23 protein-coding genes are annotated in these 26470 nt (G+C 67.3%); 1 reads left to right on the forward strand and 22 read right to left on the reverse strand.

The window, feature by feature from the left end; genetic code table 11:
• Positions 1-18: 18 nt before the first annotated feature.
• The 22 genes from IM760_RS09235 to IM760_RS09340 all read right to left on the reverse strand — a co-directional run bounded on the left by IM760_RS09235 (position 19) and on the right by IM760_RS09340 (position 24957).
• A complete protein-coding gene (locus IM760_RS09235; RefSeq protein WP_204428549.1) occupies positions 19-1923 on the reverse strand; it encodes a flagellar biosynthesis protein FlhF in 1905 nt (634 codons plus the stop codon).
• A complete protein-coding gene (gene flhA, locus IM760_RS09240) occupies positions 1924-4008 on the reverse strand; it encodes a flagellar biosynthesis protein FlhA (protein ID WP_204428551.1) in 2085 nt (694 codons plus the stop codon).
• Positions 4005-5141 carry a flagellar biosynthesis protein FlhB gene (flhB, locus tag IM760_RS09245; RefSeq protein ID WP_204428552.1) on the reverse strand — a complete coding sequence of 379 codons (1137 nt, stop codon included), beginning with the start codon at positions 5139-5141 and terminating at the stop codon, positions 4005-4007. The genes flhA and flhB overlap by 4 nt, the downstream gene beginning before the upstream one ends.
• 104 nt (positions 5142-5245) lie before the next feature.
• On the reverse strand, positions 5246-5938 hold the full coding sequence (gene cheZ / locus IM760_RS09250) for a protein phosphatase CheZ (RefSeq protein WP_204428554.1): 693 nt from the start codon (positions 5936-5938) through the stop codon (positions 5246-5248).
• A gap of 33 nt (positions 5939-5971) precedes the next feature.
• Entirely contained in the window at positions 5972-6358 is a 387-nt protein-coding gene (cheY, locus tag IM760_RS09255) for a chemotaxis response regulator CheY (RefSeq protein WP_204428555.1), read from the reverse strand.
• Positions 6359-6415: 57 nt separating this feature from the next.
• A complete protein-coding gene (locus tag IM760_RS09260) occupies positions 6416-8167 on the reverse strand; it encodes a methyl-accepting chemotaxis protein (protein WP_204428556.1) in 1752 nt (583 codons plus the stop codon).
• A gap of 40 nt (positions 8168-8207) precedes the next feature.
• Complete coding sequence (locus IM760_RS09265) at positions 8208-9269, reverse strand: protein-glutamate methylesterase/protein-glutamine glutaminase (RefSeq protein WP_204428557.1); 1062 nt, start codon at positions 9267-9269, stop codon at positions 8208-8210.
• A gap of 146 nt (positions 9270-9415) precedes the next feature.
• Positions 9416-11146 carry a methyl-accepting chemotaxis protein gene (locus IM760_RS19010; protein WP_204428558.1) on the reverse strand — a complete coding sequence of 577 codons (1731 nt, stop codon included), beginning with the start codon at positions 11144-11146 and terminating at the stop codon, positions 9416-9418.
• A 103-nt stretch (positions 11147-11249) separates the two neighbouring features.
• Positions 11250-12116 (reverse strand): CheR family methyltransferase, encoded by an 867-nt coding sequence (locus tag IM760_RS09275; RefSeq protein ID WP_204428559.1) that lies wholly within the window; start codon positions 12114-12116, stop codon positions 11250-11252.
• Positions 12113-13759, reverse strand: a complete 1647-nt coding sequence (locus tag IM760_RS09280; protein WP_204428560.1) for a methyl-accepting chemotaxis protein — start codon at positions 13757-13759, stop codon at positions 12113-12115. Before IM760_RS09280 ends, IM760_RS09275 begins: the two co-directional genes overlap by 4 nt.
• 48 nt (positions 13760-13807) lie before the next feature.
• Complete coding sequence (locus IM760_RS09285) at positions 13808-14305, reverse strand: chemotaxis protein CheW (protein WP_204428561.1); 498 nt, start codon at positions 14303-14305, stop codon at positions 13808-13810.
• The gene (gene cheA / locus IM760_RS09290; protein ID WP_204428566.1) at positions 14302-16410 is read right to left on the reverse strand and encodes a chemotaxis protein CheA; all 2109 of its coding nucleotides are present in this window, start codon (positions 16408-16410) and stop codon (positions 14302-14304) included. The genes IM760_RS09285 and cheA overlap by 4 nt, the downstream gene beginning before the upstream one ends.
• A gap of 2 nt (positions 16411-16412) precedes the next feature.
• Positions 16413-17285, reverse strand: a complete 873-nt coding sequence (gene motB / locus IM760_RS09295; RefSeq protein ID WP_204428568.1) for a flagellar motor protein MotB — start codon at positions 17283-17285, stop codon at positions 16413-16415.
• Positions 17282-18157 (reverse strand): flagellar motor stator protein MotA, encoded by an 876-nt coding sequence (motA, locus tag IM760_RS09300; protein WP_204428570.1) that lies wholly within the window; start codon positions 18155-18157, stop codon positions 17282-17284. The genes motB and motA overlap by 4 nt, the downstream gene beginning before the upstream one ends.
• A 123-nt stretch (positions 18158-18280) precedes the next feature.
• A complete protein-coding gene (flhC, locus tag IM760_RS09305) occupies positions 18281-18826 on the reverse strand; it encodes a flagellar transcriptional regulator FlhC (protein WP_204428572.1) in 546 nt (181 codons plus the stop codon).
• 9 nt (positions 18827-18835) lie between these two features.
• The gene (gene flhD / locus IM760_RS09310; RefSeq protein ID WP_204428574.1) at positions 18836-19141 is read right to left on the reverse strand and encodes a flagellar transcriptional regulator FlhD; all 306 of its coding nucleotides are present in this window, start codon (positions 19139-19141) and stop codon (positions 18836-18838) included.
• A 366-nt stretch (positions 19142-19507) separates the two neighbouring features.
• The gene (locus IM760_RS09315; protein WP_204428576.1) at positions 19508-19804 is read right to left on the reverse strand and encodes an EscU/YscU/HrcU family type III secretion system export apparatus switch protein; all 297 of its coding nucleotides are present in this window, start codon (positions 19802-19804) and stop codon (positions 19508-19510) included.
• Complete coding sequence (fliK, locus tag IM760_RS19085) at positions 19797-20981, reverse strand: flagellar hook-length control protein FliK (RefSeq protein WP_204428578.1); 1185 nt, start codon at positions 20979-20981, stop codon at positions 19797-19799. The genes IM760_RS09315 and fliK overlap by 8 nt, the downstream gene beginning before the upstream one ends.
• Positions 20978-21367, reverse strand: coding sequence for a flagellar protein FliT (locus IM760_RS09325; RefSeq protein WP_204428580.1), 390 nt, complete (start codon positions 21365-21367; stop codon positions 20978-20980). Before IM760_RS09325 ends, fliK begins: the two co-directional genes overlap by 4 nt.
• Entirely contained in the window at positions 21364-21789 is a 426-nt protein-coding gene (gene fliS, locus IM760_RS09330; protein ID WP_204428582.1) for a flagellar export chaperone FliS, read from the reverse strand. Before fliS ends, IM760_RS09325 begins: the two co-directional genes overlap by 4 nt.
• 24 nt (positions 21790-21813) lie before the next feature.
• The gene (gene fliD, locus IM760_RS09335; RefSeq protein WP_204428584.1) at positions 21814-23172 is read right to left on the reverse strand and encodes a flagellar filament capping protein FliD; all 1359 of its coding nucleotides are present in this window, start codon (positions 23170-23172) and stop codon (positions 21814-21816) included.
• A gap of 120 nt (positions 23173-23292) precedes the next feature.
• Positions 23293-24957 carry an HD domain-containing phosphohydrolase gene (locus tag IM760_RS09340; protein WP_204428590.1) on the reverse strand — a complete coding sequence of 555 codons (1665 nt, stop codon included), beginning with the start codon at positions 24955-24957 and terminating at the stop codon, positions 23293-23295.
• 211 nt (positions 24958-25168) lie between these two features.
• Here IM760_RS09340 and IM760_RS09345 point away from each other — a divergent pair, with 211 nt between their 5' ends.
• Positions 25169-26326 carry a FliC/FljB family flagellin gene (locus IM760_RS09345; RefSeq protein WP_204428591.1) on the forward strand — a complete coding sequence of 386 codons (1158 nt, stop codon included), beginning with the start codon at positions 25169-25171 and terminating at the stop codon, positions 26324-26326.
• Positions 26327-26470 lie beyond the last annotated feature (144 nt).

The raw sequence follows: 26470 nt of genomic DNA on the forward strand, positions 1-26470 counted from the left end.
CGCCTCATCGCCCCACGCTCACGGCGTCGGCGCCAGGTCCCGACCCAGCGCGCGCAGACTGTGGCGGGCCCGCAGCAGCGCCAGCAAACCATCCAGCAGGGTCTCCGGCTTGCGCCGCCGGCGGCCGCCGAGCAGCGCCAGCAGCTGGCCACGGGCGTCCAGGGCCCAGTCGCCGTCGTCCAGGTCCAGGCGCAGGGCCAGGGCCGCCAGCAAACCGGCGGCTTCCGGCGCCGCCACGCCCTCCTCGTCCAGGGCCTGACGGGCACGGCGTTCCAGCGCCGGCAACGCCTCGGCGCTGAGCGACGCCAGCAGCAGGGACAGGGTGCGCTCCCGGTCCTGGCCGTGGGGCGCCAGCCAGTAGCGACGGCCGATCACGGCGCCGCTGTCGAGATCGTGGACGGTGCCGAACCAGGCGCACAGCCGGGCACTGAGCGGCGCCTCGCCGCCGCCGGCCAGGGGCGCGGCCACGTCCAGGCGGCGCAGCCGCACCTGCACGGCCCGGCCGCGATGGCGCAGCAACCGGCTGTCCCAGGGGCGCGCCTCGGCCTGGCAGTCCGCCAGGGTGTGGCGGTCGCTGTGGCGCCACACCCGGGCGTTGCCGCGCACGGCGGCCAGCCAGTGGCGCTCGCCCAGGCGATGCCAGAGGGCGGCATCGGGCAGCGCCGGCAGCAGCCGGCCGCCGTCGCCTTCCGCCCGGGTCGGACCCAGCGGCAGGCCGGCGGCGTCCAGCGCCAGCCGCAGGCCGGCGTCGGCGGCGCCGTGCACCATCACCTCCGGGGCCAGGGTGGTCAGGCCGTCGGCGGCGCCATGGTCGAGCAGCCCGCGAAAGGCGGGCACGCCCTCGCGCAGCAGACGGGTGGCCGCATCCAGAGCACGACTCTGATCAAGCAGGCGATCCGCCCAGCGGCGGTCGCCGACCCGGGCGGGCGCCCCGGCCACCGCCGTGGAGGCCAGGGCGTCTTCCACCAGGGTCTCCGGGTGGGCCGGGGACAGATCCTCCGGGTTCTGGCCATTGCTCAGGAAATGCAGGCAAAGGTCCCGGCGCAGGGCCACGTCGAGCAGCGGCCCCAGGGGGCCGCCGTCGTCGCGGCGGGCGACCACCGCGTCGCGCAGGGGCGCGCCGGCGGCCCGGGCCAGGCCCTGGTAGACCGCCACGGTTTCTTCCAGGGCGTCGCGTCCGGCGCCGGCGGGCAGCAGCAACAGCGGCCGGGCGTTGCCCCCCAGGCGGCGCAGCACCGCGCCCAGATCCGGGTCGCGCAGGCCGCGCCCCCGGGTGTCGACGATGGCCAGGCCGCCGCCGGCGAACACCGAGCCCCGGTCCAGATCCAGCGGCCGCCAGCTCAGCCCCAGAGCCTCGGCGGCCCGTTGATGGGCCGGCGCCGGCTCGTCCTCGTACCACAGCCGCGTACGGCCGCCATAGCGACGCGCCAGCTTCAGCGCCAGGCTGGTCTTGCCGATGCCCGCCGGGCCCAGCAGCACCAGCACGCCGCCCTGCTCCAGTCCCTCGCCCGCCGGCAGCCGGCGCGCCAGCTGCCGGTGCAGCCAGGCGTCGGCGTCGCCGCCGGCGGCTTCCCGGGGCCAGCCGGCCAGCAGGTCGTCGCACAGGGTGTCGCTGAAGCCGGCCCCCGCCAGGCGCCGGGCCAGGCGCGCCGGCGGGGAATCGGGTCCGGCTTCCGCCCGCTCCAGGCGGGCGCGCAGATCACGCACCTCGCGCAGCAGCTGTTCGGTGGCGTCCGCCGAGGCCGACGGCCGCGCCGTCGGGCGCGAAGGCGCCGGTTCGGCCGCGGGGGCCTCCTCCAGCACCGCCAGGATTTCCACACCGTCGGCGGTGCGGCGGTTGGCCAGAATCAGAGCGTCGTCGCCCAGGGCGGCGCGCACCCGGCCCATGGCTTCGCGCTGGTTGCTGCCGGTGAAACGCTGCATCTAGCCTCCGATCAACTGGGTGACGCGCAGATGGCGGTCGTCGGGAATTTCCGCCTGGGACAGCACCGCCAGATGCTTGAGACGGCGGCGCAGGAAGCTGGCCAGCAACGGGCGCAGCCCGTGGGGCACCACCAGCACCGGCGGATCGCCGGCGTTTTCCTGGCGCTCCAGGGCGTCGGCGGCCTGGTTCATCAGGGTGTCGGCCAGGCCCGGTTCCAGGGCGCCGCCGCCGTTGAGGGCCTGACCGAGCACCTGCTCCAGCCGGTCGTCCAGGCCGATCACGCGCAGTTCGTCGCGGCCCGGGAACCACTGGGAGGTGATGGCCCGACCCAGGGCCAGACGCACCCGGGCGGTGAGATCGTGGGCGTTGTCGCCGTCGCCGGCGGCGTGTTCCGCCAGGGTATCCAGGATGGTGCGCAGGTCGCGGATCGACACGTCCTCGTCCAGCAGGCTCTGCAGAATGCGCTGCAGGGTGGTGAGCGACACCCGCTTGGGCACCACGTCCTCCACCAGACTCTTGCCGTCCTCGCCCAGTTTGTCGAGCAGCCGCTGCACTTCCTGGCGGCCCAGCATCTCGCCGGAATGGGCGTGCAGCAGATGGTTGAGGTGGGTGGCCACCACGGTGCTGGCGTCCACCACCGTGTAGCCGTACACCTGCGCCTGTTCGCGCTGGCCCTCGTCGATCCACACCGCCGGCAGGCCGAAGGCCGGATCGCGGGTGGGGGTACCGGTCACTTCGCCGCTGACCTGGCCCGGGTCGATGGCCAGCCACTGGCCGGCGAACGCCTGGCCGCGACCCACCTCGGCGCCCTTGAGGGTAATCACATAATCGTTGGCGCCCAGCTCCAGGTTGTCGCGGATGTGCACCACCGGCGGCAGAAAGCCCACGTCCTGGGCGAACTTCTTGCGCACGCTCTTGATGCGGCCGAGCAGCTCGCCGTGCTGGCGGTAATCGACCAGCGGAATGATCCGGTGCCCCACTTCCAGGCCCAGGGTGTCGATCAGCTGCACATCATCCCAGCTGGCCTCGGGCGCCTCCGGCTGCGCCGGGGCGGTCCGCGCCTCGATCTGCTCCTCGGCGAGCTGGCGGTCGTGGCGGCGGCTCAGCCACCAGCCGGCGCCGGCCAGCAGGCCGGTGAACAGCAGGAACACGAAGTTGGGCATGCCCGGCACCATGCCCAGCAGACCGAGCACGCCGGCGGACAGGAACAGCACCTTGGGATTGACCAGCAGCTGGTCGATCATCTGCTGGCCCACGTCCTGCTCGGTGTTGACCCGGGACACGGTGACGCCGGCGGCGGTGGAGATCACCAGGGCCGGAATCTGCGCCACCAGACCGTCTCCGATGGTCAGCAGCGTATAGGTACGGCCGGCGTCGGCGAACGACAGGTCATGCTGCATCATGCCGATGATCAGGCCACCGATGATGTTCACCGCCATGATCACCAGGCCGGCCACCGCGTCGCCGCGCACGAACTTGCTGGCGCCGTCCATGGAACCGTAGAAATCGGCCTCCTGGGCCACCTCGGCGCGGCGGGTTCTGGCCTCCTCCTCGCCGATCAGGCCGGCGTTGAGATCGGCGTCGATGGCCATCTGCTTGCCGGGCATGGCGTCCAGCATGAAGCGCGCGCCCACCTCGGCGATGCGCCCGGCGCCCTTGGTGATCACCATGAAGTTGATCACCACCAGAATCAGGAACACCACCAGGCCGACGGCGAAATTGCCGCCCACCAGGAACTGGCCGAAGGCTTCGATCACCTTGCCGGCGGCGGCGCCGCCTTCGTGGCCTTCCATCAGCACCACCCGGGTGGACGCCACGTTCAGGGCCAGCCTGAGCAGGGTGGTGAACAGCAGCACGGCGGGGAAGGCGGCGAAATCCAGGGCGCGCAGGGTGAACATGCTGACCAGCAGCACCATCAGCGACAGGGCGATGTTGAAGGTAAAGAACAGATCCAGAGCGAACGGCGGCAGCGGCAGAATCAGCATCGCCATGATCACCAGGATCAGCAGCGGGCCGGCCAGCACCTTGCCGTCCACGCCGGCCAGTCCGCGCGCCGGGCCCAGATACTGGGCGAGCGCCTTCACGGGGCCACCTCCAGTTCCGCCGGCACGGTCAGGTCCTCGGGCCGGGCCGGGGTCTCACCGCCCTCCTCCCGGGCGCGCTTGAGACGGAAGGCCCACACCAGCACTTCCGCCACGGCGGTGTACAGCGGCCCGGGGATCTCCCGGTCCAGATCCACGTGACGATACAGGGAGCGCGCCAGGGGCGGTGCTTCCAGCAGCGGCACCGCGTGTTCGGCGCCCAGCTCGCGGATGCGCGCCGCCACCGCGTCGGCGCCCTTGGCCACCACGCGCGGAGCGTTCATGCGCTGCTCCTCGTACTTCAGCGCCACCGCGTAATGGGTGGGGTTGGTGACGATCACGTCCGCGTCCGGCACCTGGCTCATCATGCGGTTGCGGGCCATGGCCTGCTGCTGGCCACGGATCTTGGCCTTCAGATGGGGGTCGCCCTCGCTTTCCTTGTGCTCGCGCTTGACCTCTTCCTTGCTCATGCGCAGCTTCTTGGCGGTGCTCCACAGCTGATACGGCACATCGATCAGGATCACCGCGATCAGCGACAGCACCATCAGCCCGCAGGCCAGCGCCGCCATGCGCAGAGCGTCGGCCAGGGCCTGTTGCAGGGGCTGGTCCATCAACGACATGAATTCGCCCCGATGGGCGACCATGAAGCTCACCGCCACTACCCCTACCAGGGTGGCCTTGGCGATGGCCTTGGCCAGCTCCGCCAGGGCCTGGGAGGAGAACTGCCGTTTCAGGCCCTTGATGGGATTGAGCTTGCCGGGCTGGGGCTTGAGGGATTTGGCGGAAATCAGGAAACCGCCCAGCAGATTGGGGGCGATCAGGGCGGTGACCGCCAGCAGCAGAAACAGGGGCAGCAGCCCGAACAGGGCACGGGCGCCCAGGTCGCCGGCATGCACCAGCATCACGGTGCTGTCGAACGCCTGCTGGCGGTCGAACAGAAACGCCTGCTCCATCACCGTGCCGACCCGGTCGAACAGGGCCGGGCCCAGCCCCCACAGGCCGCCCACCCCGGCGAACAACAGCAGCACCGTGGTGAGCTCCCGGGAACGGGCCACCTGCCCGTCTTCACGGGCTTTCTCCCGTTTTCGGGGCGTGGCCTCTTCGGTCTTTTCCTGATCTTCGGTCTCGTCGGCCATGACGACACTATCCGCGCGCAGTTTCTCTCGCGGATAGTGTCGGCCAACGGGGGCATGGCCGAATGGTTGATTAAGGGGTGGATTGGGCGGTTATTCGGAAGCCGCTAGAAGCCCAGCTCGTCGAGCAGGTCGTCCACCTGGTCCTGGCTGCTGACGACATCCTCGCCCTCCGGCTTGATCTGCGGGCCGTTCATCAGGCCGGCCTGCTCGCGGCGACGGGCGTCCTCGGCGGTACGGTTGTCCATGCGCTCGCGCATGGCTTCACGCTCCTCGCCCTCGGGCACGCTCTCCAGCAGCACCTGCAGCAGTTGCCGCTCCACTTCCTGGATCACTTCCATCATCTTCTTGATCACCTGGCCGGTCAGGTCCTGGAAGTCCTGGGCCATCATGATCTCCAGCAATTCCTTGCTGGTGTCCCGGGCCATGGCCGGCACCGCGCCCAGGTACTGGCGGGTCTCGGTGACCAGTTCGCGGGCGTCGTCCAGTTCCAGGGGCTGCTGGAACCAGGCGTTCCATTTCTCATCGAGGGCCTGGGCGCCGCGCTCCATTTCGTCCTGCAGGGGCTGGGCACGGTCCACCGCGTTGAGCGCCCGCTCCGCCGCCTGCTCGGTCATCGACGCCACGTAGTTGAGGCGCGCCCGGGCATCGGGGATCGCCTCGGCGGCCTTCTCCACTTCCTTGTCCAGCCCCAGCTCGCGCATGCTTTCCCGCAGCATGCGGGTCAGCTGGCCGATGCGCTGCACCAGATCGTCGTTGTGCCCCGGCTCGCCGGTAACGGACCGCGCTTCACCACTCATAATCGCTTCTCCTCGATCGCAGGGCCGGGGCGGTCATTTGCCCAGCTTCTCGAAAATCTTGTTGAGCTTTTCTTCCAGCGTCACCGCGGTGAACGGCTTGACGATGTAGCCATTGGCGCCGGCCTGGGCGGCGGCCACGATGTTGTCCTTCTTCGCCTCGGCGGTGACCATCAGCACCGGCATGGACTTCATCGATTCATCGGCGCGAATCTGCTTGAGCATCTCCAGACCGTCCAGGTTGGGCATGTTCCAGTCCGAGACCACGAAGTCGAAGCCGCCGCCCTTCAGTTTGGTCAGGGCTTCCTGGCCGTCCTCGGCCTCGTCCACGTTGGTGAAACCCAGCTCCTTGAGCAGGCTGCGAACGATGCGGCGCATGGTGGGAAAGTCGTCCACCACCAGAATACTCATGCCCTTATCCATGTTTTCCTCTCACTGCGTCGGAGCACCGGGCGGCGGCCCGGCGCGATTGGGGTTGGATCAGAATTCTTCCCAGTCATCCTCGGTGGTGACCGGCTCACGGCTCGGCTCCCGGGCGGCGGGCTGGCTTGCCGCGCGGGGCGCGCGCGGCGCGGCGGCCGGGGCCGGCTCCCGCGCCTCCGGCTCCTCGTCCAGTTCCTCCACCAGCGGCACCGCGTCCGGGGTCATCACCGGCGCCACCTCGTGCTGGTCCTCGGAGAGCCGGAAGATCGCCACCGCCTGCTCCAGGCGTTTGGCCTGCTCTTCCAGGGAGGCCGCCGCGGCACTGGCTTCTTCCACCAGGGAGGCGTTCTGCTGGGTGACCTCGTCCATCTGGCTGACCGCCTGGCTGACCTGCTCGATGCCGCCGCTCTGTTCCTGGGAGGCGGCGGAGATCTCGTCCATGATGTCGGTGACCCGCTTCACCGCGGCCACCACTTCCTTCATCGTTTCGCCGGCCTGCTCCACCAGATTGGAGCCTTCCTGCACCTCCACGGCGGAGCGTTCGATCAGTTGCTTGATCTCCCGGGCGGCGTCGGCGCTGCTGCCGGCCAGATTGCGCACTTCACCGGCCACCACCGCGAAGCCACGGCCCTGCTCGCCGGCCCGGGCCGCTTCCACCGAGGCGTTGAGCGCCAGGATATTGGTCTGGAAGGCGATGGAGTCGATCATGCTGGTGATGTCCGCCACCTTGCGGGAGCTTTCCGTGATGCCCTGCATCTTGGTGCTGACCTGTTCCATCACGTCGCCGCCCCGGGACGCGGTGCCGGAGGCGTCATTGGCCAGGCTGCTGGCCTGACGGGCGTTGTCCGCGTTCTGCTTCACGGTGGCGGTGAGCTCTTCCATGCTGGTGGCGGTCTCCTCCAGGGAGGCGGCCTGCTGTTCGGTGCGCGAGGACAGGTCGGCGTTGCCGCGGGCGATCTCGGAGCTGCCCACCAGGATCGAGTTGCTGCTGGTGCGTACGTCATCGACGATCTTGCCCAGGCTGTCCTGCACATCACGCATGGCTTTGAACAGCTGCCCCACTTCGTTGCGACCGTACACGTCGATGCGCTCGGACAGGTCGGCGCGGGCGATGCGCTGCAGGGTGCGCACCGCCTTGTCCAGCGGCTGCACCACGATCTTGCGCAGTCCCACGTAGATCAAAAGCATCACCAGGGCGGCCAGGGCCAGGGCCACCAGCGCGACGATGGCCAGCATTTCAGACTTCTGCCGATAGTTGGCCATGATCTCCGCGCCGCGCTCGTCGGCGTAGCGCGTGAAATCGGTGAGCCGTTTGTTCAGGTTGGTACCCGGGCCCAGCAGCTGCTGACGCAGCGCGCGGTAGTCACTGAGACTGCCGCTTTCCAGGCTGGTCATCTGCTGACGGCTGAGCTCCACCACCCGGCTATAGGCGGTGGTCAGCTCGCCGGCCAGCTCGGCGCCGGTCTCGGTGGTTTGCTCGGAAGCGGCGAACTGGTCGAAACGCGCCTTGGAACGGTCCAGCAGCCCGCCCACGTTCTGCACCTGGTCGGCGGCGATCATGCGCATGCCCATGTCCAGGTAGTCGGCGGCGAGATCCATCTCGATGCGCGCCTGGTTGAGCAGCGTGGTGGCGCGGCTGATCTGATTGAGCTGTTCCACGTTGACGGTATTCAGCGTACGGATGGAGTCGTCCACCATGCGGTTGGTGACAAACCGTATCGCCACCAGCACGGCGATCATCAGGGCGCAGAGAACAAGGGCGCCGGCCACCGCCGTGTTGAGCTTCAGATTACGAGGGATTTTGAACATTCCAGCGTTCCTCTCATCAGGGAGTCCGTTATTTTCATTGTCAAACCCGCTGGGCGCGCCCGGAGGCCGCGACCAGGGCCATCATTCGCTCCGCCACACGGTCCAGCGGCAGCACCTCGGTGGCGGCCTCACGGGCAATGGCCTCCCGGGGCATACCGAACACCAGTGAAGTCTCCTGATCCTGGGCCAGGGTGTGGGCACCGGCGCGGCGCATGGCCAGCAGGCCGTCGGCGCCGTCCTTGCCCATGCCGGTGAGCAGCACGCCGATGGCGTTGGCGCCGGCCTGCTGCGCCGCCGAGTGGAACAGCACGTCCACCGACGGGCGATGGCGATTCACCGGCGCGCCGTCGTCCAGCCGCACCACATAGTTGGCGCCGCTGCGCACCAGTTTCAGATGCTGCTCGCCGGGGGCGATATAAACGTGGCCGGGCAGCACCCGCTCGCCGTCCTCGGCTTCCTTCACGCTCACCCTGCACAGGCGATCCAGACGCTCGGCGAACGAGCGGGTGAAGCCGCCGGGCATGTGCTGGGCGATCAGGATCGCCGGCGAGTTGGGCGGCAGCGGTTCCAGCACCTGGCGGATCGCTTCCGGGCCGCCGGTGGAGGCACCCAGAATCACCAGCTTCTCGCTGGACACCATCACCGGGCGCAGGGCCGCCTTCTGCTCGACGGCGCGGGGCGCCAGCCGGCGCGGCCGCGACTGGGCGGCGGCGCGCACCTTCTCGGCGATAAGCTCGCCGTACTCCCGCATGCCGGTACGGATGCCCAGGGCTGGCTTCTGCAGAAAATCCACCGCGCCCAGTTCCAGCGCGCGCAGGGTGACCTCGGAGCCGGCCTGGGTCAGGGATGAGACCATCAGCACCGGCATCGGACGCAGGCGCATCAGCCGCTCCAGGAAATCCAGGCCGTCCATGCGCGGCATTTCCACGTCCAGGGTCAGCACATCCGGGTCGTGCCGTTTGATCAGATCGCGGGCCACCAGCGGGTCCGGGGCCACCGCGACCACTTCCATATCATCCTGTTCATTGATGATTTCGGTCATCAGATCCCGGATCAGCGCCGAGTCATCGACGCACAGCACCCTTATTTTTGTTCCGCCCAAGACCTGTCTCCCCCTGTCACCACGCCGGTTGCGTTCCGGTCGCTGATTACCGTTTCTATCGGCGGCGTGGTGAGGAACTTTAGTGCCCCGTGGCCGTCAGGCCCCACCCTGATCGGGCCGGCGCACCGGCCCGCCGCGTCCGCGACTCAGAACTCCGTCCAGTCGTCGTCCGAGCCGTCCCGTTGCGTCGAGGTTCCGCGCGAGGCGGCGCCTTTCCGTTCGACGGTCGGTGACAAGGCCCGGTCGTCACGGTCGGCGCCGACGGACCTGGTCGCCGGCAAGGGCTCGGCGGCGGCGCGCACCGGCGTGTGCCGATGGGCCTGATCGACCCGGAAGATCGCCACCGCCGCTTCCAGCCGCTTGGCCTGCTCCTCCAGGGACGCGGCCGCCGCGCCGGCCTGCTGAACCAGCGCCGCGTTCTGCTGGGTGACTTCGTCCATCTGGTTGACCGCCTGGCTGACCTGCTCGATGCCCGCGCTCTGCTCCTGGGAAGCGGACGATATCTCATCCATGATGTCGGTCACCCGCCGTACCGCGGCGACCACCTCGGTCATGGTCTGCCCGGCCCGTTGCACCAATTCCGAGCCCTCCACCACCTCCGCGGAGGAACGTTCGATCAGCTGCTTGATCTGGCGAGCGGCGTCGGCGCTGTTGCCGGCCAGATTGCGCACTTCACCGGCCACCACCGCGAAGCCGCGACCCTGCTCGCCGGCCCGGGCCGCTTCCACCGAGGCGTTGAGCGCCAGAATATTGGTCTGGAAAGCGATGGAGTCGATCATGGCGGTGATGTCCGCCACCTTCTTCGAGCTTTCGGTGATGCTCTGCATCTTGTTGGAGACCAGCTCCATGACCTCGCCGCCACGACCGGCGGTGCCGGACGCATCATTGGCGAGGCCGCTGGCCTGACGCGCGTTGTCGGCGTTCTGCTTCACGGTGGCGGTCAGCTCTTCCATGCTGGTGGCGGTTTCCTCCAGGGAGGCCGCCTGCTGTTCGGTGCGCGCCGAAAGGTCCGTGTTGCCTTTTGCGATTTCAGAGGTTCCGGTGAAGATGGAGTCGCTGCTGTCACGCACGCTGGTGACGATTTTCGACAGGCTCTCTTGCATATCCCGCATGGCCGCGAACAGCTTTCCGATCTCGTTGCGACCGGGCACCGAGATCGGCCGCGACAGATCGGCCCGGGCGATGCGTTGCAGGTTTTCGGCGGCGGCTTCCAAGGGCGACACCACCACCTTGCGCAGCACCCAGTAAATCGAGATCAGCAGCAACAGCGCCACCAGCACCGTGAGCCAGCCCACCTGGTCGAAGAAGCGATTCTGGTCCCGGTAGTTCCCCATCACCTCGCCGCCAACCTTGTCCGCATAGCGGGTAAACTCGGTGAGGCCCACATTCATGGCTTTGTTCACCGGAATCTGTTGCTGACGAATCTCCCAGCTCCGCGCCAGATCTCCGGCTTCAATGGCCTGATATTGACGGTTGTAAAGATCGATCAGGTTGCTCAGATTGCGCCGCAACCGGTCCGCGCTTCCATTACCGTCGTCCGCGTTGAGTGCCGCTTCAAAATTCCTGAATCGCTGTTCGCCGCGCTTCAGCAGATCCGGGACGCGCTCCAGCTGCTCCCGCGACTGGGCTTGCTGGCCCCGGTCCGCGAAGTCCACCGCCAGGTCCATGACCGAACCGGCACGGCTGAACAGAAAGGCGGCACGGCTCAGCTCGTTGAACTGCTCCACGTTCAGCCGGTTGAGCGAGACAATCGAGCCATTGGCCATGTCATTGCCGGCCAGACGCAGGGCGGAAAGCACACCGATAAGAAGGGCGCAGCACAGTAACGCCCCGGCCACCGTGGCGTTGATATTCATATTCCTTAGAAACTTCATCATTCACTCATGCTCCATGTGCACGCATTCGGGAGGGTGTGGGCAAAGCACGGTCGCGCCTTGCCCGGGCTGGCCTTCTCAGGGAAGAAATATCGGCGGAACGGACTCAGACTTTAGGGCTGACCGGGCGGTAGACGGTCTGCCCGCGCAGCTGAAAACGGTCACTGATGTAGGAGAAGCTTTCGGAATGCCCGGCGAACAACAGGCCGTCCGGCTTCAGCAAGGGCGCGAAGCGCGCCAGGATGCGCGCCTGCGTATCGCGGTCGAAGTAGATCATCACATTGCGGCAGAAGATCGCATCGAACGGCGGCTCCACCCGCCAGCCGGGCGTCACCAGATTCAACGGTTCGAAACGGACCCGCGCCGCCACTTCCGGGCGAACCCGGGCAAAGCCGGCGCGCGCGCCACTGCCACGCTGGAAGAAGCGGCGACGGCGCTGGTCGTCGAGTTTCTGTACCTGGGCCAGCGGGTAAACGCCGAGCCGGGCCCGGTTCAGGGCCTCGGTGTCGATGTCGGTGGCCAGCACCTCAAAGCTCGCCTTCTCCCCCAGGGTTTCCAGCAATGTCATCGCCAGCGAATAGGGCTCCTCCCCGGTGGAAGCACCGGCGCTCCATATCCGAATCGGCCCGGGGCGGCCTCGCACGTGCTCGGCCAGCAAGGGGAAGTGATGGGCCTCGCGGAAAAAGGCGGTGAGGTTGGTGGTCAACGTATTGGTGAACGCCTCCCATTCTTCGCCCTCCGGATTGCGTTCCAGGCGCGCCAGGTAGTCGCGAAAGCTCAGCAGACCCTGTTGCCGGACGCGCCGGCCCACGCGGCTGTAGACCATGTCCCGCTTGTGGGCCGCCAGAACGATGCCGGCCCGGCGGTAGATCAGTTCGCGAATGCGTTCGAAGTCCGCATCGCTGAACACCAGGTCCCTGTGGTCCGCGGCATTGACGGGCCCGGTGGCGTGGCGTTCCACGTTATTGTTCAAGGGGGACTCTCCAGGGTCGCACTGCGTGCTGGGGAGGCACCGACGGTTTTCGCCGGCACCGGGCTCTGGCCATCGCCAAGACGGAACACCTCCATGGAATGCGTCAACAATCGCACCTGCCGTTCCAGGGAGGTGGCGGCCACCGCCGACATCTGCACCCGATCGGCGTTCTGACGGGTGACGCCGTCCATCTGGGCCACCGCCGCGTTGATCTGGGTGATGCCGGCACTTTGCTCTTCGGAGGCGGAGCGGATTTCCGCCATGATGTCGTTGACCCGGGATACCGATGTGGACACCGAGGTAATGGCCTCTTCGGCGCGCCGCACCAGTCTGGCGCCGGTTCCGATTTGTTCGCCCGACCCGTCGATCAGATCACGGATTTGCCGCGCCGCGTCGGCGGACCGGCCCGCCAGGTTGCGGACCTCCTCGGCGACCACCGCGAACCCCTTGCCGTGTTCCCCGGCACGGGCGGCTTCCACCGAGGCGTTGAGGGCCAGGATATTGGTCTGGAAGGCGATCGAGTCGATGGTGCCGATGATCACGCTCATGCGCTCCGAACCGGCGGTGATGCGCTCCATGGTGTTCACCACCTCCCCCATCACCTCCACGCTTTCCGACGTGGATCGTGAGGCGCTGGCGGCCAGCTCGCTGGCCTGCCGGGCGTTGTCGGCGTTCTGGCCCACGGTGGCGGTCATCTGTTCCATGCTCGCCGCCGTCTGTTGCAACGAACTGGCCTGCTGCTCGGACCGGGATGACAGGTCCTCATTGCCCTCGGCGATGTCGCGGGCGGCCGGGCCCACCACGGCCATCCCGTCCTGCACATGACCGACGATGCTGCCGAGGCTGCGCCGCATCAGCTTGAGCCCCATCACCAGCATGCCCAGCTCGCCGCCCTGGCGGGCCGGGGGCCGGGCCGCGAGATTGCCGGCCGCCACCTGCAACGTGAAGCGGCCCGCCGTCAGCACCGGGGCCAGCACCGAGCGCGTGACCAGGCGGAAGCCCGCCCCCAGCAACGCGATGCCGACCAACGGCAGGGCCACCCAAAGGGCGCCTGGCGCGCCGCCGTCCGCTGTCGAATACCAGGCGGCGCCGGCGGCAAGCAGAATCATCGCGCTGCAGGCGGCGAACAGGTATCCCATGCGGCTGCTCACCGAACGGGGATCCCAACGTTTCAGGGACGCCCAGGGCCCCCGGCGACGCACTTCGCCGTTGTGCAGGTACAGATGGCCGCCGCTGCCGTCACGGAGCGCGGCATAATCCCGTTCCGCGGCGGCGATGGACGCCGGGTCCGCCTTCAGCCGCACGGAAACGAAGCCGACGATCTCCCCGTTCTCGATGATCGGCGTGACATGGGCGCGCACCCAGTAATAATCGCCATTCTTACGGCGATTCTTGACCAGGCCGATCCAGACATCGCCGCCCTTGATGCACGACCACAGATTTTCAAACGCCGCGGCGGGCATGTCCGGGTGGCGCACAATGTTGTGCGGCGCGCCCACAAGCTCTTCGTTGCTGAAGCCGCTGACCTCCACGAAGGCCGGATTGGCGTAGGTGATACGCCCCCGGAGGTTGGTTCGGGAGATCAGAAAGTCTCCCGACTCCAGCTTGTATTCGTGGCCCGTTACAGGCTGATTGTCGCGCATCAGCTACCCCGTCGCTCCGCTCTTGATTGCTCGAGTCCCGCCGGCGGCTTATTCGCCGGCTTCCTCGACCAGCGCCATTTCTTCGCTGGTCAGCAGTTTCTCGATGTCCACCAGTACCAGCATGCGATCGTCCAGATTGCCCAGACCGTGGATGTAATCCAGCGGCAACGACAGGCCGAACTCCGGCGCCGGTTTACGCTGCTCGGCGGTAAGCGTCATGACGTCGGACACCCGGTCGACGACGATGCCCACCACCCGCTCGGCGATGTTGACCACGATCACCACGGTCTGCTCGTCGTAGTTGGCCTCGGCCAGCCGGAACTTGATGCGCAGATCCACGATCGGCACGATCACGCCGCGCAGGTTGGCCACGCCCTTGATGAAGTCCGGCGCATTGGCGATCCGCGTGACGTTCTCGTAGCCACGGATTTCCTGCACCTTGAGGATATCGATGGCGTACTCTTCGTCGCCCAGGGAAAACACCAGGAACTCCTGGCTGCCGGTTTCCACGGCGACGGTGTGCTGCAATGCGGTGGCGTTGCTCATGACGGTTCTACCTCCTCTACGAGCTGGGATACGTTGCCGAAGATGCGATTGTCTTTTTTGCTTTGTGCCAGGCGGTGCAGGTCCGAGACATCAAGAATCAACGCCACGCTGCCGTCGCCGAGAATGGTGGCCGCGGACACACCGGGCACCTTGCGGTAATTGGTTTCCAGGTTCTTCACCACCACCTGCTGCTGGCCCACCAGATCGTCCACCAGCACCGCGTAGCGGCGGCCCTCCCCTTGAACGATCACGGCGATGGCGCGGGTCGGGTCGGTGATGGCGCCGGCCACGTCCATGGCATGGTGCACCGCCACCACCGGCAGGTAGTCCTCGCGCACCTTCAGCAGGGTGTCGCCACCGGCCAGGGAATAGAGGTCGTCCGCCCCCGGCTGCAGCGATTCGATCACCGCGCTCACCGGCAGAATGAACATCTCGCGGCCCACGCGGATCGACATGCCGTCGAGAATCGCCAGGGTCAGCGGCAGCACGATGCGGGTGGTGGTGCCCTGCCCCGGCTTGGAGAGAATTTCCACGTGGCCGCCCATGGCCTGGATGTTGCGTTTGACCACATCCATGCCGACGCCACGGCCGGACACGTCGCTGACCTCCTCGGCGGTGGAAAAGCCCGGCGCGAAGATCAGCTGCCAGACCTCGTCGTCGCCCATGGCGTCCGACACCGCCAGGCCGCTGCTGCGCGCCTTGGCGAGAATCCGCTCGCGGTTGAGACCGCCGCCGTCATCGGCCACCTCGATCAGGATGTTGCCGCCCTGATGCTGGGCGGACAGGGTCAGTTGCCCGGTGCGGGGCTTGCCGGCGGCCTCGCGCCGGTCCGGCGTCTCGATGCCATGGTCCAGACTGTTGCGCACCAGGTGGGTGAGCGGGTCGATGATCCGTTCGGTGAGGCCCTTGTCCAGTTCCGTGGACTTGCCCTCGGTGACCAGCTCCACGTCCTTGCCAAGCTTGCCGGCCAGATCGCGCACCAGGCGGGGGAAGCGGCTGAACACGTAGTCCATCGGCACCATGCGCACCGACATCACCGCCTCCTGCAGGTCGCGGGCGGTGCGTTGCAGCAGGTTGAGGCCGGTGACCAGGGCACCGTCCTTGACCGTATCGGAATCCTCGGCCACCTGATTGAGCATGGACTGGGTGATGATCAGTTCGCCCACCAGGTTGATGATCTGATCGACCTTGGCCACCGGCACGCGGATCGAGGTGGACTCGCCGGCGGCCTGGGGCTTGGCGGCCTTCTTCGGGGCGGCCCGGGCCCTGGAGTCGGTGTCGGCATCGGCGCGCGGCGCGGCGGCGGCCGTCTCTTCCCCGGCGCTTTTCGCCTGCACGGCGCTTTGCTCTGCCACGGCGCCGGCGCCGCTTTCTTCGTCGGGCTGCGGGTCCCCGCCGTCATCGGGGGCGCTCAGGGCCTGGATGGACAGTTGTTCGGGCTCGACGACAAAGCACATCACCGCTTCGATGTCGTCGGCGCTGAGCGAGCTTTTCAGGGTCACCCGGTATTCGGTGTCGTCACCGTCCTGGCCCTCGATGTCGCCGAGCTGGCCCAGCTCCTCGATCAGCAGGTTGCGGTCCTTGTCGGCGACGCCCAGCAGCGCCACCCGGAAGCGGCCGCCGGCCGGCGCCGGCGCGGCGGTCTCCGGGGCGGGCGCGGGCGCCGTGGCGGCGCCCGATGCGGCGGCGCCCGCGCCCTCCACATCGGCGCTTTCGCCGATCTCTTCCAGGGCCAGCCGCCGCAAGGTCTCGCAGATCCGCTCCAGGGCCTCCGGGTCGGGCTCACCGCCCTGTCGATAGGCGTCCAGTTGATCGTTCAGCATATCTTTGGCTTCCAGAAAGGTGTCGACGATGTCGCGACGCAGCTGCAGTTCGCCGCGGCGTGCGTGGTCGAGCAGGTTTTCCAGCAGGTGGGTGGTGCGCTGCAGCGCTTCGAATCCGAAGGTGCCGGCGCCGCCCTTGATCGAGTGAGCCGCGCGGAAAATCGCGTTGAGCCGCTCCTGGTCGGGCTGATCCACGTCCAGGTCGAGAAGATGGGTTTCCATCTCCGCCAGCAGCTCGTCGGCTTCCTCGAAGAAGGTGTCGTAGAAATCGGTGATATCCATGGTCAGTCCGAAACCCCTTGCGAAGGAAGATCGATGGCGTCCGGGCGGCTGCCCGCCTGCAGACGCGCGGCGGCACGGTCGGACAGCACCACCAGGGTGATGCGTCGGTTGACCGCGTCGCCGGGATTGCTGCCCGGCACCGGCACACGGTCGCCCATGCCGGTGACGCGCAGCAGCTTGTCGCTGTCCAGGCCGCCGGCCACCAGCTCGCGCCGCGAGGCGTTGGCGCGGTCACTGGACAGTTCCCAGTTGCTGTAACCGGTGTCGCCCCGGGCATAGCGCAGGCTGTCGGTATGGCCGCTGATGCTGAGGCGGTTGGGCACGTCATTGAGCAGCGGCGCCAGGCTGTGCAGCAGGCGGCGCATGACCGGCGATACCCGGTCGCTGCCCAGCTCGAACATGGGCTGGCGGTCGGTGTCCATCAGTTGCACGCGCAATCCTTCCTCGGTCATCTCGAAACGCATCTGTTCACGCAGGTCGCGCAGCCTCGGGTCCCCCTGGATCACCGTCTCCATGCGCTGGCGCAGATCAATGAACCGCTGGCGCTCCTCCGCCGGACGGCTCTGCCGTTTCAGATCGATGCGCGCGCGCTCCCCGTCGGAGTGGGCCGGGTCCGCGCCGCCACCGGGAATCACATTGGTACTGGCGGAATTGCGGTCGCCGTTGGTCAGCGCCACCTTCAGCGGTGTGCGGAAGTACTCCGCCAGCCCCTGCAGTTCCGACGGCGTGGCGGTGGACAGAATCCACAGCACCAGGAACAGCGCCATCAGCGCGGTCATGAAATCCGCCAGGGCGATCTTCCAGGCACCGCCGTGATGGGCCGCGTGCACACGCCGGGGCCGGCGGATGACGATGGCGCGACGTGAGTTGCTCATCCCTCTCCGGCGCCTCCGACCTTGGCCGAACGCACATGCTCTTCCAGTTCATCGAACGAAGGACGTTCGGCGCTGTGCAGAGCCTTGCGACCAAACTCCACCGCCAGTTGAGGCGCGTAACCGTTCAGATTGGCGAGCAGGGTGACGCGCACGCACTGCAGCATTTTCACCCCTTCCGCCACCTGCCGGTCGATGCGGCTGGCCACCGGATTGACGAAGCCATAGGCCAGCAGAATGCCGAGAAAGGTGCCGACCAGCGCGTGGGCGATCATGATGCCCATTTCGCCGGCGCCGGAATCCGCCGAGGCCAGGGCCTTCACCACCCCCAGCACCGCCGCCACGATGCCGAACGCCGGCAGCGCGTCGCCCACCTTCATAAGCGCGTCGGCGGGAATGTGGGCCTCATGCTCGAACGCCTCGATCTCATGGGTCATCAGTTCGTCCAGCTCCATGGGGTCGACGCTGCCGCTGACCATCAGACGCAGATAGTCGGTGAGGAAGCCCATGATCAGGGGGTCCTCGGAAATGCGCGGGTAGCTGGAAAAGAGCACGCTTTCCTTCGGGTTCTCGATGTCCTTCTCGACCCCCAGCACGCCCTCGCGGCGCATCTTGGTCAGCAGCTGGTACTGCAGCGCCATCAGCTCCATGTAGATGCTTTTATCGTAGCGCTTGGTCCGCTTCAGACGGCTGGCGGAACGGAACGTGGCCTTAATCGCCTTACCGTTGTTGGCGGCCACGAACGCACCGATGGCGGCACCCACGATCATCAGGATTTCGGTCGGCTGATAGAGCGGGCCCAGGTTGCCGCCCGCCAGGGAGAAACCGCCGAACACGGAAATCGCGACGATAAGAAAGCCAAGAGGTATCAGCACAACGGGTGTCCTTCCTGCCGGGGGTGACTCGCATTACTGTGTCTATCGGCAGACGGGCGTGGGGCTTGAGGGATTTTTACGGTCGGACGCCCGGTTCCGGACGTCCGATGGCGGGTCCACCGATCAGGCGCTGGCGACCTTGTCGGCGGCGGGTTTCTTGCGGGTCTTGCCGGCCCGGGAGGGCGGCTGACAGATGCCGCACACGAAATCCTGGCTGGGCGTATGGGCATGGTTGACGAAGTGCCCGCCACAACAGGTGCAGGCGGACAGTTCAAACAGATCGCTCTCGAAAAAGCGCACCAGCGTCCAGGCCCGGGTCAGCCCCAGCACCGGTTCCGCCTCGTCCAGCGCCATCTGTTCCAGATACAGACGGTAGGCTTTGACGAAGCCTTCCATGCGGGCGCAGCCGTACTGCTCGGTGAGCTGCCGGTAGTAGCCGTAAAACAGCGACGAATGGATGTTCGGCAGCCAGGTGATGAACCAGTCCGTGGAGAACGGCAGCATGCCCTTGGGCGGCGACGCGCCGCGCACTTCCTTGTACAACCGGATCAGCCGGCCCCGACTCAGGGCGATCTCCGACTCCAGCACCTGCAGTCGCGCGCCCAGTTCAATCAGTTCGATGGCGAGCTGCACCTGGTGCATCTCGTCGACCAGACTCTTCTCAGTCATTTGAGCCCCTCAGCACTGACAGGCGGCCATGAGCAGCGAGGCGTGGGTCTGGCCCAGGCCCTGCTCGCGCTTTTCCCGGGTCAGCTCACTGACCTGCCCGGCATCGTCCAGGTGCAAACGAAACAGCAACTGATTGGTGCGCGCCAGGCGGGCCAGCTGTTTGGCGGACAGCGACACCAGCACCTTGCCCAGGGCTTCATCGATCTTGAGCCGGAACAGGCCGGTGGTGAAATCCTCATTGAGAAGCCGCTGTGCCAGCAGCATGTAGGACAGATTCAAATCCTGGATTTCATTGAGAACATGGTCGAGGTTCATGACTGCGTAACTCCTTCGATAACCCCAAACCGAGAGCGAGGCCCCGGTTCCCCTGGTGAAGTAAGTGGCGACCGGGCGTTGCCATCGGGCGCCGGGTCCCGATCCGTCGGCCGGACTCCATTCTCCACCCTGAAACTAGTACCTTATCACTAGCTGCAAAATAGTTAATAAGTGTGCGACTTGTTGATCTTGTGATTGAAACGTATCACAGGATTAACACTTTGCTCATGCTTTATTGTGAACATAATCACAATGTAGACGATTTTTGTGACTTGCGTCACAAAAATTATTGGGGTTAGATGGTTGACTTATTCGTAGTTTAGGAATGGAACAACAGTACGAAGAAAGGATGGCGCGATCGTGCCATTATCGAGCGTCGCGGGCCGCTTCCCGGTCCTCCAGGTCCCGTACCCACACCAGCAGTTCCGCGATCACCTGATACAGCGCGGGAGGAATACAGGCGTCCACGTCCAGCTGCATCAGCAGGGCCACCAGTTCCGGCGCGTCGTGCACGAACACCTGGTGGCGATGGGCCTCGGCGATGATGCGCTCGGCCAGTTCCCCGTAGCCGCGCGCCAGCACCCGAGGCGCCGACTCGCCGTCCCGATAGGTGAGCGCCACCGCGCGACGCCGCTGAACGTCCTGGGGATCGCGCTCAGTCATCGGCGCCCGCCTCGTGGATGGTCAGGGTCACGCCGTCTTCCATCAACGGCGTCAGCCGCTCGCGCAGACGCTGGCCGCCGGCCCGCAGCCGCCGGGCGGTCTCCTCGGTGGCGGTCAGCTCCAGATCCAGGCGCTGGCCGGTGAGCGCCAATCGCACCCGCACCTCACCCAGGGTGGCGAGGCTCAGGGTCAGCTCGGAACGCCAGGGCGTCGCCGGTTCGTCGTCCGACCGGGAGCCGCCGCCATCCGCCTGCCCGCGGGGCGGCGTGTCGCGGGGCGGGATCTGCACCACCAGGGCCATGAACAGGCCCGACCAGACGTCCCCTTCCCAGCGCAGCACCGGCGAGGCCAGCAGCTCCAGTTGATGGCGCAGCACGCTCTGCAGCGCCTCCCGGTGCCCCTCGGGCAAGAGCGGGCGGGTGTTCCGCTCGCCGTCGCCGGCCTGGCCGCCGTCGTCCGCGCCGACCTCGGCGCTGGCCGACGACGGGGAGGCCGCAGCGGAAAGCACGGAAGCGGACGCGGCGGGGGTGGAAGGCGCGGGGGTGCCAGGCGCCGGTGTGGCGGTTGCCGGGGAGGAAGGCGCCGGGGCCGAAGCGGTCGCGGCGGCGGGCGCGCCCGGCCGCTCCCGCGCCGGGCCCGGGGTCAGGCCGGCGCCGGCGAGCGCGTCCCGGAACAGTCGCATCTGCGGCTCCCGGGCCAACTGTTCCAGGCTCCGCTCACCGCGAAACCAACCTTGCAGGTGGGATTCGTAGAACAGGCCGCTGTGCTCCAGACTGCCACGCAGGCGGGCGGCCACATCGGCGGGCGCGGCCTCGCCCAAGGCCAGCAGCGGCGCCGACGGCCGCAGCGCCGACGGCGGCGCCGGATACTGGCTGAGCAGATCGCCGATGGTACGGGCGGCGGCACTGAAATGGGTCCGGGTGGAGCCCCCCGCCGGCGGCGCGGCCGGTGCCGCTGGCGCGGCGGCGGGGCGTTCGCCGGCGGCGGCCCCCCGGGCGGTGTCGCCGGTGGGCGCCGGGCGCGGGTCCAGGCGCGAGTCGCTGCGCACCGCCGGCGGTGCCTGGCCGGGCTGCAGCGGTCGCACCGGCAGCGGCAGTTCCCGGGCCACGGGCACATCCACCCGCTTGCCCAGCACCTGGTGGAGCAGGGTATCGAGGATCGGCGTGATGCCGCTCACGGACGCCCTTTTTCGAAGCGCGGCCGGCCGTCCACCACCGCCGCCTCCTGGGGTCCGTAGGAACGCGTCAGATCACGCTGGCGACGGGACAGGCCGATCAACTGATTGAGCTCGTCGCGACGGGTCAGCAGGCAACCCAGGATGGTCTGTTCCCGCTCCAGAATCATCCCCAGCACCGCGCTTTTGCGCTCTTGCTGGGCGCGGCTCAGGCAGGCTCCGGACTCGCAGCGGGCCAGCCATTCCACGTCCACCACATAATGACTTTCTTCCTCGATCAGCGCGCCCCAGTCGCCCTCGCGAGCCAGGGTTTCCATATGCAGCGTGCGCCGTGCCAGGCCTTCGTAGACCCGCATCACTTGCTCGGCGGTGATGGTAGCGTGCGTCATTCGCCCCCCCGGGATGGTCGCGGCTCGATCTCCCGCCAGGCGGAGGCGATGTCGGCGAGCAGGCGGCCGGCCTCGTCCAGGCTGGCCTGATCATTGCGCAGATTGGCTTGCAGCAGCAGGCGGGCAATGTAGTCGTAGAGCGACGCCAGCCGCTCGGCGATCTCGCCGCCTTGGTCCCGGTCCAGGGCCGCCAGCAGACCGTTGTTGACGATGTCCAGCGCCTTGGAAATGGCCTGGCCCTTTTCCGCCGTGCGTCCGGCCTGCAGATGCATGCCGGCGGTGCGAATGGCGCTGGCCGCGCCATCGAACAGCAGGGTAATGAGCTGATGGGGGCTGGCGGACAAAACGCCGCTTTCCACTCCGACCCGGGCGTAGGCCCCGGCACCGCGACCGTAGGCGGCGGCTCCACGCGATGTTGTCATAGTCTGCTTCCTTCGCCGTGGCGGTTATTGGCCCAATTGGGCGTTCAGGGCATCGAATTGCTGGGTGAGGTAGGAACTGGTGGAGTTCATCTGCGCGATGATGCTGTCCAGCTGCTGGAACTGCTTGCGGTAACGGTCCAGTGTCGAATTAATGCGCTCCTCGGTGCGGGAGTAATGCGCCTGCAGGTTCTCGATACTGGATTCCAGCCCTTCGGTGGCGTCTTCCAGGGTGCCGCCGTCGTCGACGATCCCGGCCAGCGCCGCTTTCAGACCGGCGGCCAGGCCCTCGTTCCCGGCGCCCTCGGGGCCGCCGGCGAAGAAAGCGGACACCGCGGACAGGTGGTTCTCCAGGGCGTCGTCCAGTTCCTCATCGTCGATCTCCAGGGTGCCGTCCACGGCCAGCGTGATCCCCAGGTCGCTGAGGGTGCGCATTTCGCCCTCGGGCAGGGCGGCGCCGATCAGCCCGCGCAGCTGGGCATCGATACCCCGCAGGGTGGTGTCGCCGAGCAGTTCGCCGCGGCTGCCGGTCTTCTGGTCGTAGCGGGTCAGGCCGTCGATGGTTTCCTGGAGCTTGTTGTAGCTGTCCACGAACCCTTTCACCGCCTTCTTGATGCCGGTGCTGTCGCGGGTCACATCGATGGTGGCGCTGCCGGTTTCCACCAGATTCAGGGTCAGCCCCTGGATGGCGTCCTCCACCCGGTTGCTCTGGCTGCTCACGGCGATGCCGTTGACGGTGAGTTCGGCGTTGCGCGCCGATACTTCGGTGGCGGGGTCCAGACTGAGCGCGGCGCCCGGCCCGCCACTGAAGGTGACCTCGGCGATGGCCGCCTCGGTGCCGGTGTCCGAGGAGGACAGCACCAAGCGGTAGGGCGTGCCGCTGCCGTCGTTCATCAGCGACGCCTGCACGCCGCCACCGGCCTCGTTGATGGCGTCGCGGATGCTTTCCAGGGAGCTTTTCTTGTCGCTGATTTCCAGGTCCAGGGTGTCGCCATTGGCCAGCGTGATGCTGAGACTGCCGGCGCCCAGCCGTTCTTCCGGGTCGGCCACGCCCTGGGTGGCGATGCTGTAAGCCCGCGCGCGCTGGGTGACCTCGATGTCGTAGTTGCCGGTGAGCGCGTCATCGCCCTGCACCACCGTCAACGCATCGCCGCTCACCTGGTTTTTCACCGCCTGGAACTGCTTGGCGTCGGCCAGCTTTTCGCTGGCGTCCTGAAAGGCGGTAAGCGCGCTCTCCAGCTTGCCATAGGCGGAAATCTTCGCCTGATAGCTTTGCTGTTTCTGGGTGATCGGCGTCAGCTGCTGGCGCTCGGACGCTTCCAGCTGATCAAGCAGCCCGTTCAGGTCCAGGCCGGAGCCGATACCCAGGGAGGAAATTGAGGCCATCTGGGTTCCTTACTGTAGTCTCCGGGAATGATTGTCGCCGAGTCGGCCGCCCCGGTAGCGGCGGAATAAAGACCGGCAAGGCTCGCTTTTCCCTGATATCGGCGTGATAGCGTCGGAACTTTAATCCGCCGGCGCCGCCAGCGAGGTTTCCGGCTCCCCCCTTTTTGCCAGGGCGTCACCCTCCACCCAGCCGCCGTCGTCCGCGCGCAGCCGCAATCGCGACGGCAGGCCGCGCGAGTCCAACGCCGCCACGCGACCGATCAACCCGTCCGGATAGCGCACCAGGCTGCCCACCGGCCACACACCGAAATGGTCGCGATAGCGCGTCACCCATTCGACGTCGAACCGGCGCGGGTGCCGGTCCAGCCAGGCGTAGATGGCGTCGATGGACCAGGGTTCGCGGCCGGGCCGCTGCCGGGACAGGATGTCGATCACGTCCACCACCGACGCCAGCCGGGCCAGTTGGCTGAGCTGATCGCCGCGCCGCTGATTGGGGTAGCCGCTGCCGTCCAGCCGCTCGTTGATGTCGCCGACCACCGCGTCCAGCACCGGCCGGGAGACCCAGCCGCAGTCGCCGAGCCGCTGTTGCAACAGCGGCACATGGCCCTGCAGCCAGCGATGCTGGCGTGCGTCCAGCACCGGCAGGGCCAGCAAATCAGGGGGCAGCAGTGCCTTGCCCAGATCGTGCACCATGGCCGCCGCCGCCAGTGCCTTGCACAGCGCGCGGGGCATGGCTTCGGCCCGGGCCAGATCGAGCAGATGCACCGCCACGCCCAGGCCGTGACGCACCAGCAGCGGCTCCCGGTCCAGGCAGCGGGTGGCGAACAACAGCGCTTCCCGGTCCTCCTCCTGCAGATCCAGCAACCGGTCCGCCTGGCGGGACAATTGGGCACCGTCGATGGAGTGACCCTGGCGCAGGGTCAGCATCTGGTTGTCCAGCCAGGCCGCGCAGGGGGCCAGCCGGTCCGCCATCGGCGGCACCGGAAAACGGGAGCGGGGATTGGCCCGCAGCGGCGCCGGGGCCGCGCGGCGGAACAGGGACGACGGCGCCAGGTCGGTGCGGTGGCCGTCGGCGGTGCGCGCGGACTCCCGCTCCACTTCACGCACCAGGAACCACAGACGGCGCTCCTGCTCCTGATCGATCTCCTCGAAGGCGAAGCCCACGGTGACCGTGCCCCGCTCCGCGTCCACCCGCTGATGCGGGGATCGGGCGGTGATTTCGAAGCGGCTGCCGTCCGGAAACGCCAGGTCCAGGACCATTCGCCGGTCGCTGTCCAGACCGGCGGTGAGCCCGCTGGCCTCCAGTTCGACCCGACAACCGGTGAGCGACAGGTCCTGCAGGTCACCGAGACTGCTGGCGCCGCTTTGCGGGTCCAGCACCGTTACCGCGGCCTCCATGCCGAGGCGCAGCTCGGCGCGGAAGGCGGCGCGGCGCTGTTGCCATTCCAGATAGTCCGGATAGGGACAGCGCAGCCACCAGCGGCCTTGCTTGTCCTCCACGGACAGGGCCTTGAGCACCGGCGAGCGCACCATGCCGCCTTCACCCTGCCCCACCAGCCGGAAGCCCACGCCCCGGCGCAGCTTGCCGATGCGCTCGCCGAGGGTGGAGATGTCCAGCAGCAGGGGCTGACCGGGCCGGAAGGTCTCCAGCACCACCGGCAGCGGGTCGCTGTCGCGGTGCTCCAGCGACAGACCCGCGCCGCCGGGGCCGGACAGGATGGTCAGCAATGCCTCGATGCGGCCCGGATGCCCGACCCGCTCAAACCCCTCGGGGGAAGACGTCATGGAAAAACCCTCGTATCACGCGTGCCCCCAGTGTATCGGCTACCGGGCTGACTGCTTTATATGCAATTGCGACACGACCGCCGTACTACCCGCGTGAAGGCGTTTTTTTTTGCCCGACCCTAAAGCTCGGAGCCTTGCCGCCGAAAAACGGGGTAACGGCCCGCGCCGTTGCTCTCATACCCAAACGGTGAACACAGAGAAGGACATAGCCATGTCAGTGATCAACACCAACATCACGGCCATGATCGGCCAGCAAAATCTGGGTAAATCCCAGAGCGCCCTGCAGACCTCCATGGAGCGTCTGTCCTCCGGCCTGCGCATCAACAGCGCCGCCGACGACGCCGCCGGCCAGGCCATCGCCAACCGCATGAGCGCCCAGACCACCGGTCTGGCACAAGCTCAGCGTAACGCCAACGACGGTATCTCCGTGGCGCAGACCGCCGAAGGCGCTCTGAACCAGGTGAACGACAACCTGCAGCGCATCCGTGAGCTGACCGTTCAGGCTCAGAACGACACCAACTCCCAGAGCGACCTGAACTCCATTCAGGACGAGATCAATCAGCGCCTCGAAGAAGTGGACCGTATCTCCAAGGAAACCAACTTCAACGGCGTAAAAGTACTGGCCGAAGACAACCAGTTCTCCATCCAGGTCGGCGCCAACGATGGTGAGAAAATCACCATGAACCTGAAGGAAATCAATGCCAAGACCCTGGGTCTCGACACCTTCAACGTGAACAAGAGCCTGGCCAGCGCGGCCACCGCCGGTGACACTCTGGAAATCGGCGGCACCAGCTACACCATCACCACCGGTACCTCCGGCGCCACCGGCGCGGACTCCACCGACGTGAACATTGGCTCCATCAGCGCAGGCGCCACCGCCGGCACCCCGGTCGCCAGCGGCACCAACAGCCTGGTCATGGGTGAAGACGGCGCCGCCTACGTGAAAAACGTTTCCGGCTCCACCACCAGCTACTACAAAGCCGACCTGACCGTTACCGCGGGCACCACCAGCAGCTCCGCCGCGGTCAGCTACACCGTGGCCGCCGACGCGGAAGCGCAAACCCACATTACCGAAGACTCCACCGAAACGGCCACCAGCAACCCGCTGGCCGCTCTGGACGGTGCTCTGAGCGATGTGGACAGCCTGCGCTCCGAGCTGGGTGCCATGCAAAATCGCTTCGACTCCGCGATCAGCAACCTGAGCACCACTGAAACCAACCTTTCCGCGGCCCGTTCCCGCATCGAAGATGCCGACTACGCCGTGGAAGTGTCCAACATGACCCGCGCTCAGATCCTGCAGCAGGCCGGCACCTCGGTCCTGGCTCAGGCCAACCAGGTTCCCCAGGGCGTACTCTCCCTGCTGGGTTAACCTTCGGGAAGGGGCACTCCGGTGCCCCGGCTCCCGGCTTTCTCAAGGCCCCGCTCCGGGCACTGCTGTCCCACAGTTGGCGGCCTCACAGGGCGAACCTCATTTGAGGTTCGCCCTTTTTACTTCGCCCCGGGTCCGGATTGA

This window comes from Alloalcanivorax marinus (genome assembly GCF_016906305.1).
GTDB lineage: Bacteria > Pseudomonadota > Gammaproteobacteria > Pseudomonadales > Alcanivoracaceae > Alloalcanivorax > Alloalcanivorax marinus.

What these genes read in the sequence shown, in the direction of transcription:
- IM760_RS09235 (WP_204428549.1), bottom strand. Translation starts at nt 1,923, where the DNA reads ATGCAGCGTTTCACCGGCAGCAACCAGCGCGAAGCCATGGGCCGGGTG.
- flhB (WP_204428552.1), bottom strand. Translation starts at nt 5,141, where the DNA reads ATGGCCGACGAGACCGAAGATCAGGAAAAGACCGAAGAGGCCACGCCC.
- cheZ (WP_204428554.1), bottom strand. Translation starts at nt 5,938, where the DNA reads ATGAGTGGTGAAGCGCGGTCCGTTACCGGCGAGCCGGGGCACAACGAC.
- cheY (WP_204428555.1), bottom strand. Translation starts at nt 6,358, where the DNA reads ATGGATAAGGGCATGAGTATTCTGGTGGTGGACGACTTTCCCACCATG.
- IM760_RS09260 (WP_204428556.1), bottom strand. Translation starts at nt 8,167, where the DNA reads ATGTTCAAAATCCCTCGTAATCTGAAGCTCAACACGGCGGTGGCCGGC.
- IM760_RS19010 (WP_204428558.1), bottom strand. Translation starts at nt 11,146, where the DNA reads ATGATGAAGTTTCTAAGGAATATGAATATCAACGCCACGGTGGCCGGG.
- IM760_RS09280 (WP_204428560.1), bottom strand. Translation starts at nt 13,759, where the DNA reads ATGCGCGACAATCAGCCTGTAACGGGCCACGAATACAAGCTGGAGTCG.
- IM760_RS09285 (WP_204428561.1), bottom strand. Translation starts at nt 14,305, where the DNA reads ATGAGCAACGCCACCGCATTGCAGCACACCGTCGCCGTGGAAACCGGC.
- cheA (WP_204428566.1), bottom strand. Translation starts at nt 16,410, where the DNA reads ATGGATATCACCGATTTCTACGACACCTTCTTCGAGGAAGCCGACGAG.
- motB (WP_204428568.1), bottom strand. Translation starts at nt 17,285, where the DNA reads ATGAGCAACTCACGTCGCGCCATCGTCATCCGCCGGCCCCGGCGTGTG.
- flhC (WP_204428572.1), bottom strand. Translation starts at nt 18,826, where the DNA reads ATGACTGAGAAGAGTCTGGTCGACGAGATGCACCAGGTGCAGCTCGCC.
- flhD (WP_204428574.1), bottom strand. Translation starts at nt 19,141, where the DNA reads ATGAACCTCGACCATGTTCTCAATGAAATCCAGGATTTGAATCTGTCC.
- IM760_RS09315 (WP_204428576.1), bottom strand. Translation starts at nt 19,804, where the DNA reads ATGACTGAGCGCGATCCCCAGGACGTTCAGCGGCGTCGCGCGGTGGCG.
- IM760_RS09325 (WP_204428580.1), bottom strand. Translation starts at nt 21,367, where the DNA reads ATGACGCACGCTACCATCACCGCCGAGCAAGTGATGCGGGTCTACGAA.
- fliS (WP_204428582.1), bottom strand. Translation starts at nt 21,789, where the DNA reads ATGACAACATCGCGTGGAGCCGCCGCCTACGGTCGCGGTGCCGGGGCC.
- fliD (WP_204428584.1), bottom strand. Translation starts at nt 23,172, where the DNA reads ATGGCCTCAATTTCCTCCCTGGGTATCGGCTCCGGCCTGGACCTGAAC.
- IM760_RS09340 (WP_204428590.1), bottom strand. Translation starts at nt 24,957, where the DNA reads ATGACGTCTTCCCCCGAGGGGTTTGAGCGGGTCGGGCATCCGGGCCGC.
- IM760_RS09345 (WP_204428591.1), top strand. Translation starts at nt 25,169, where the DNA reads ATGTCAGTGATCAACACCAACATCACGGCCATGATCGGCCAGCAAAAT.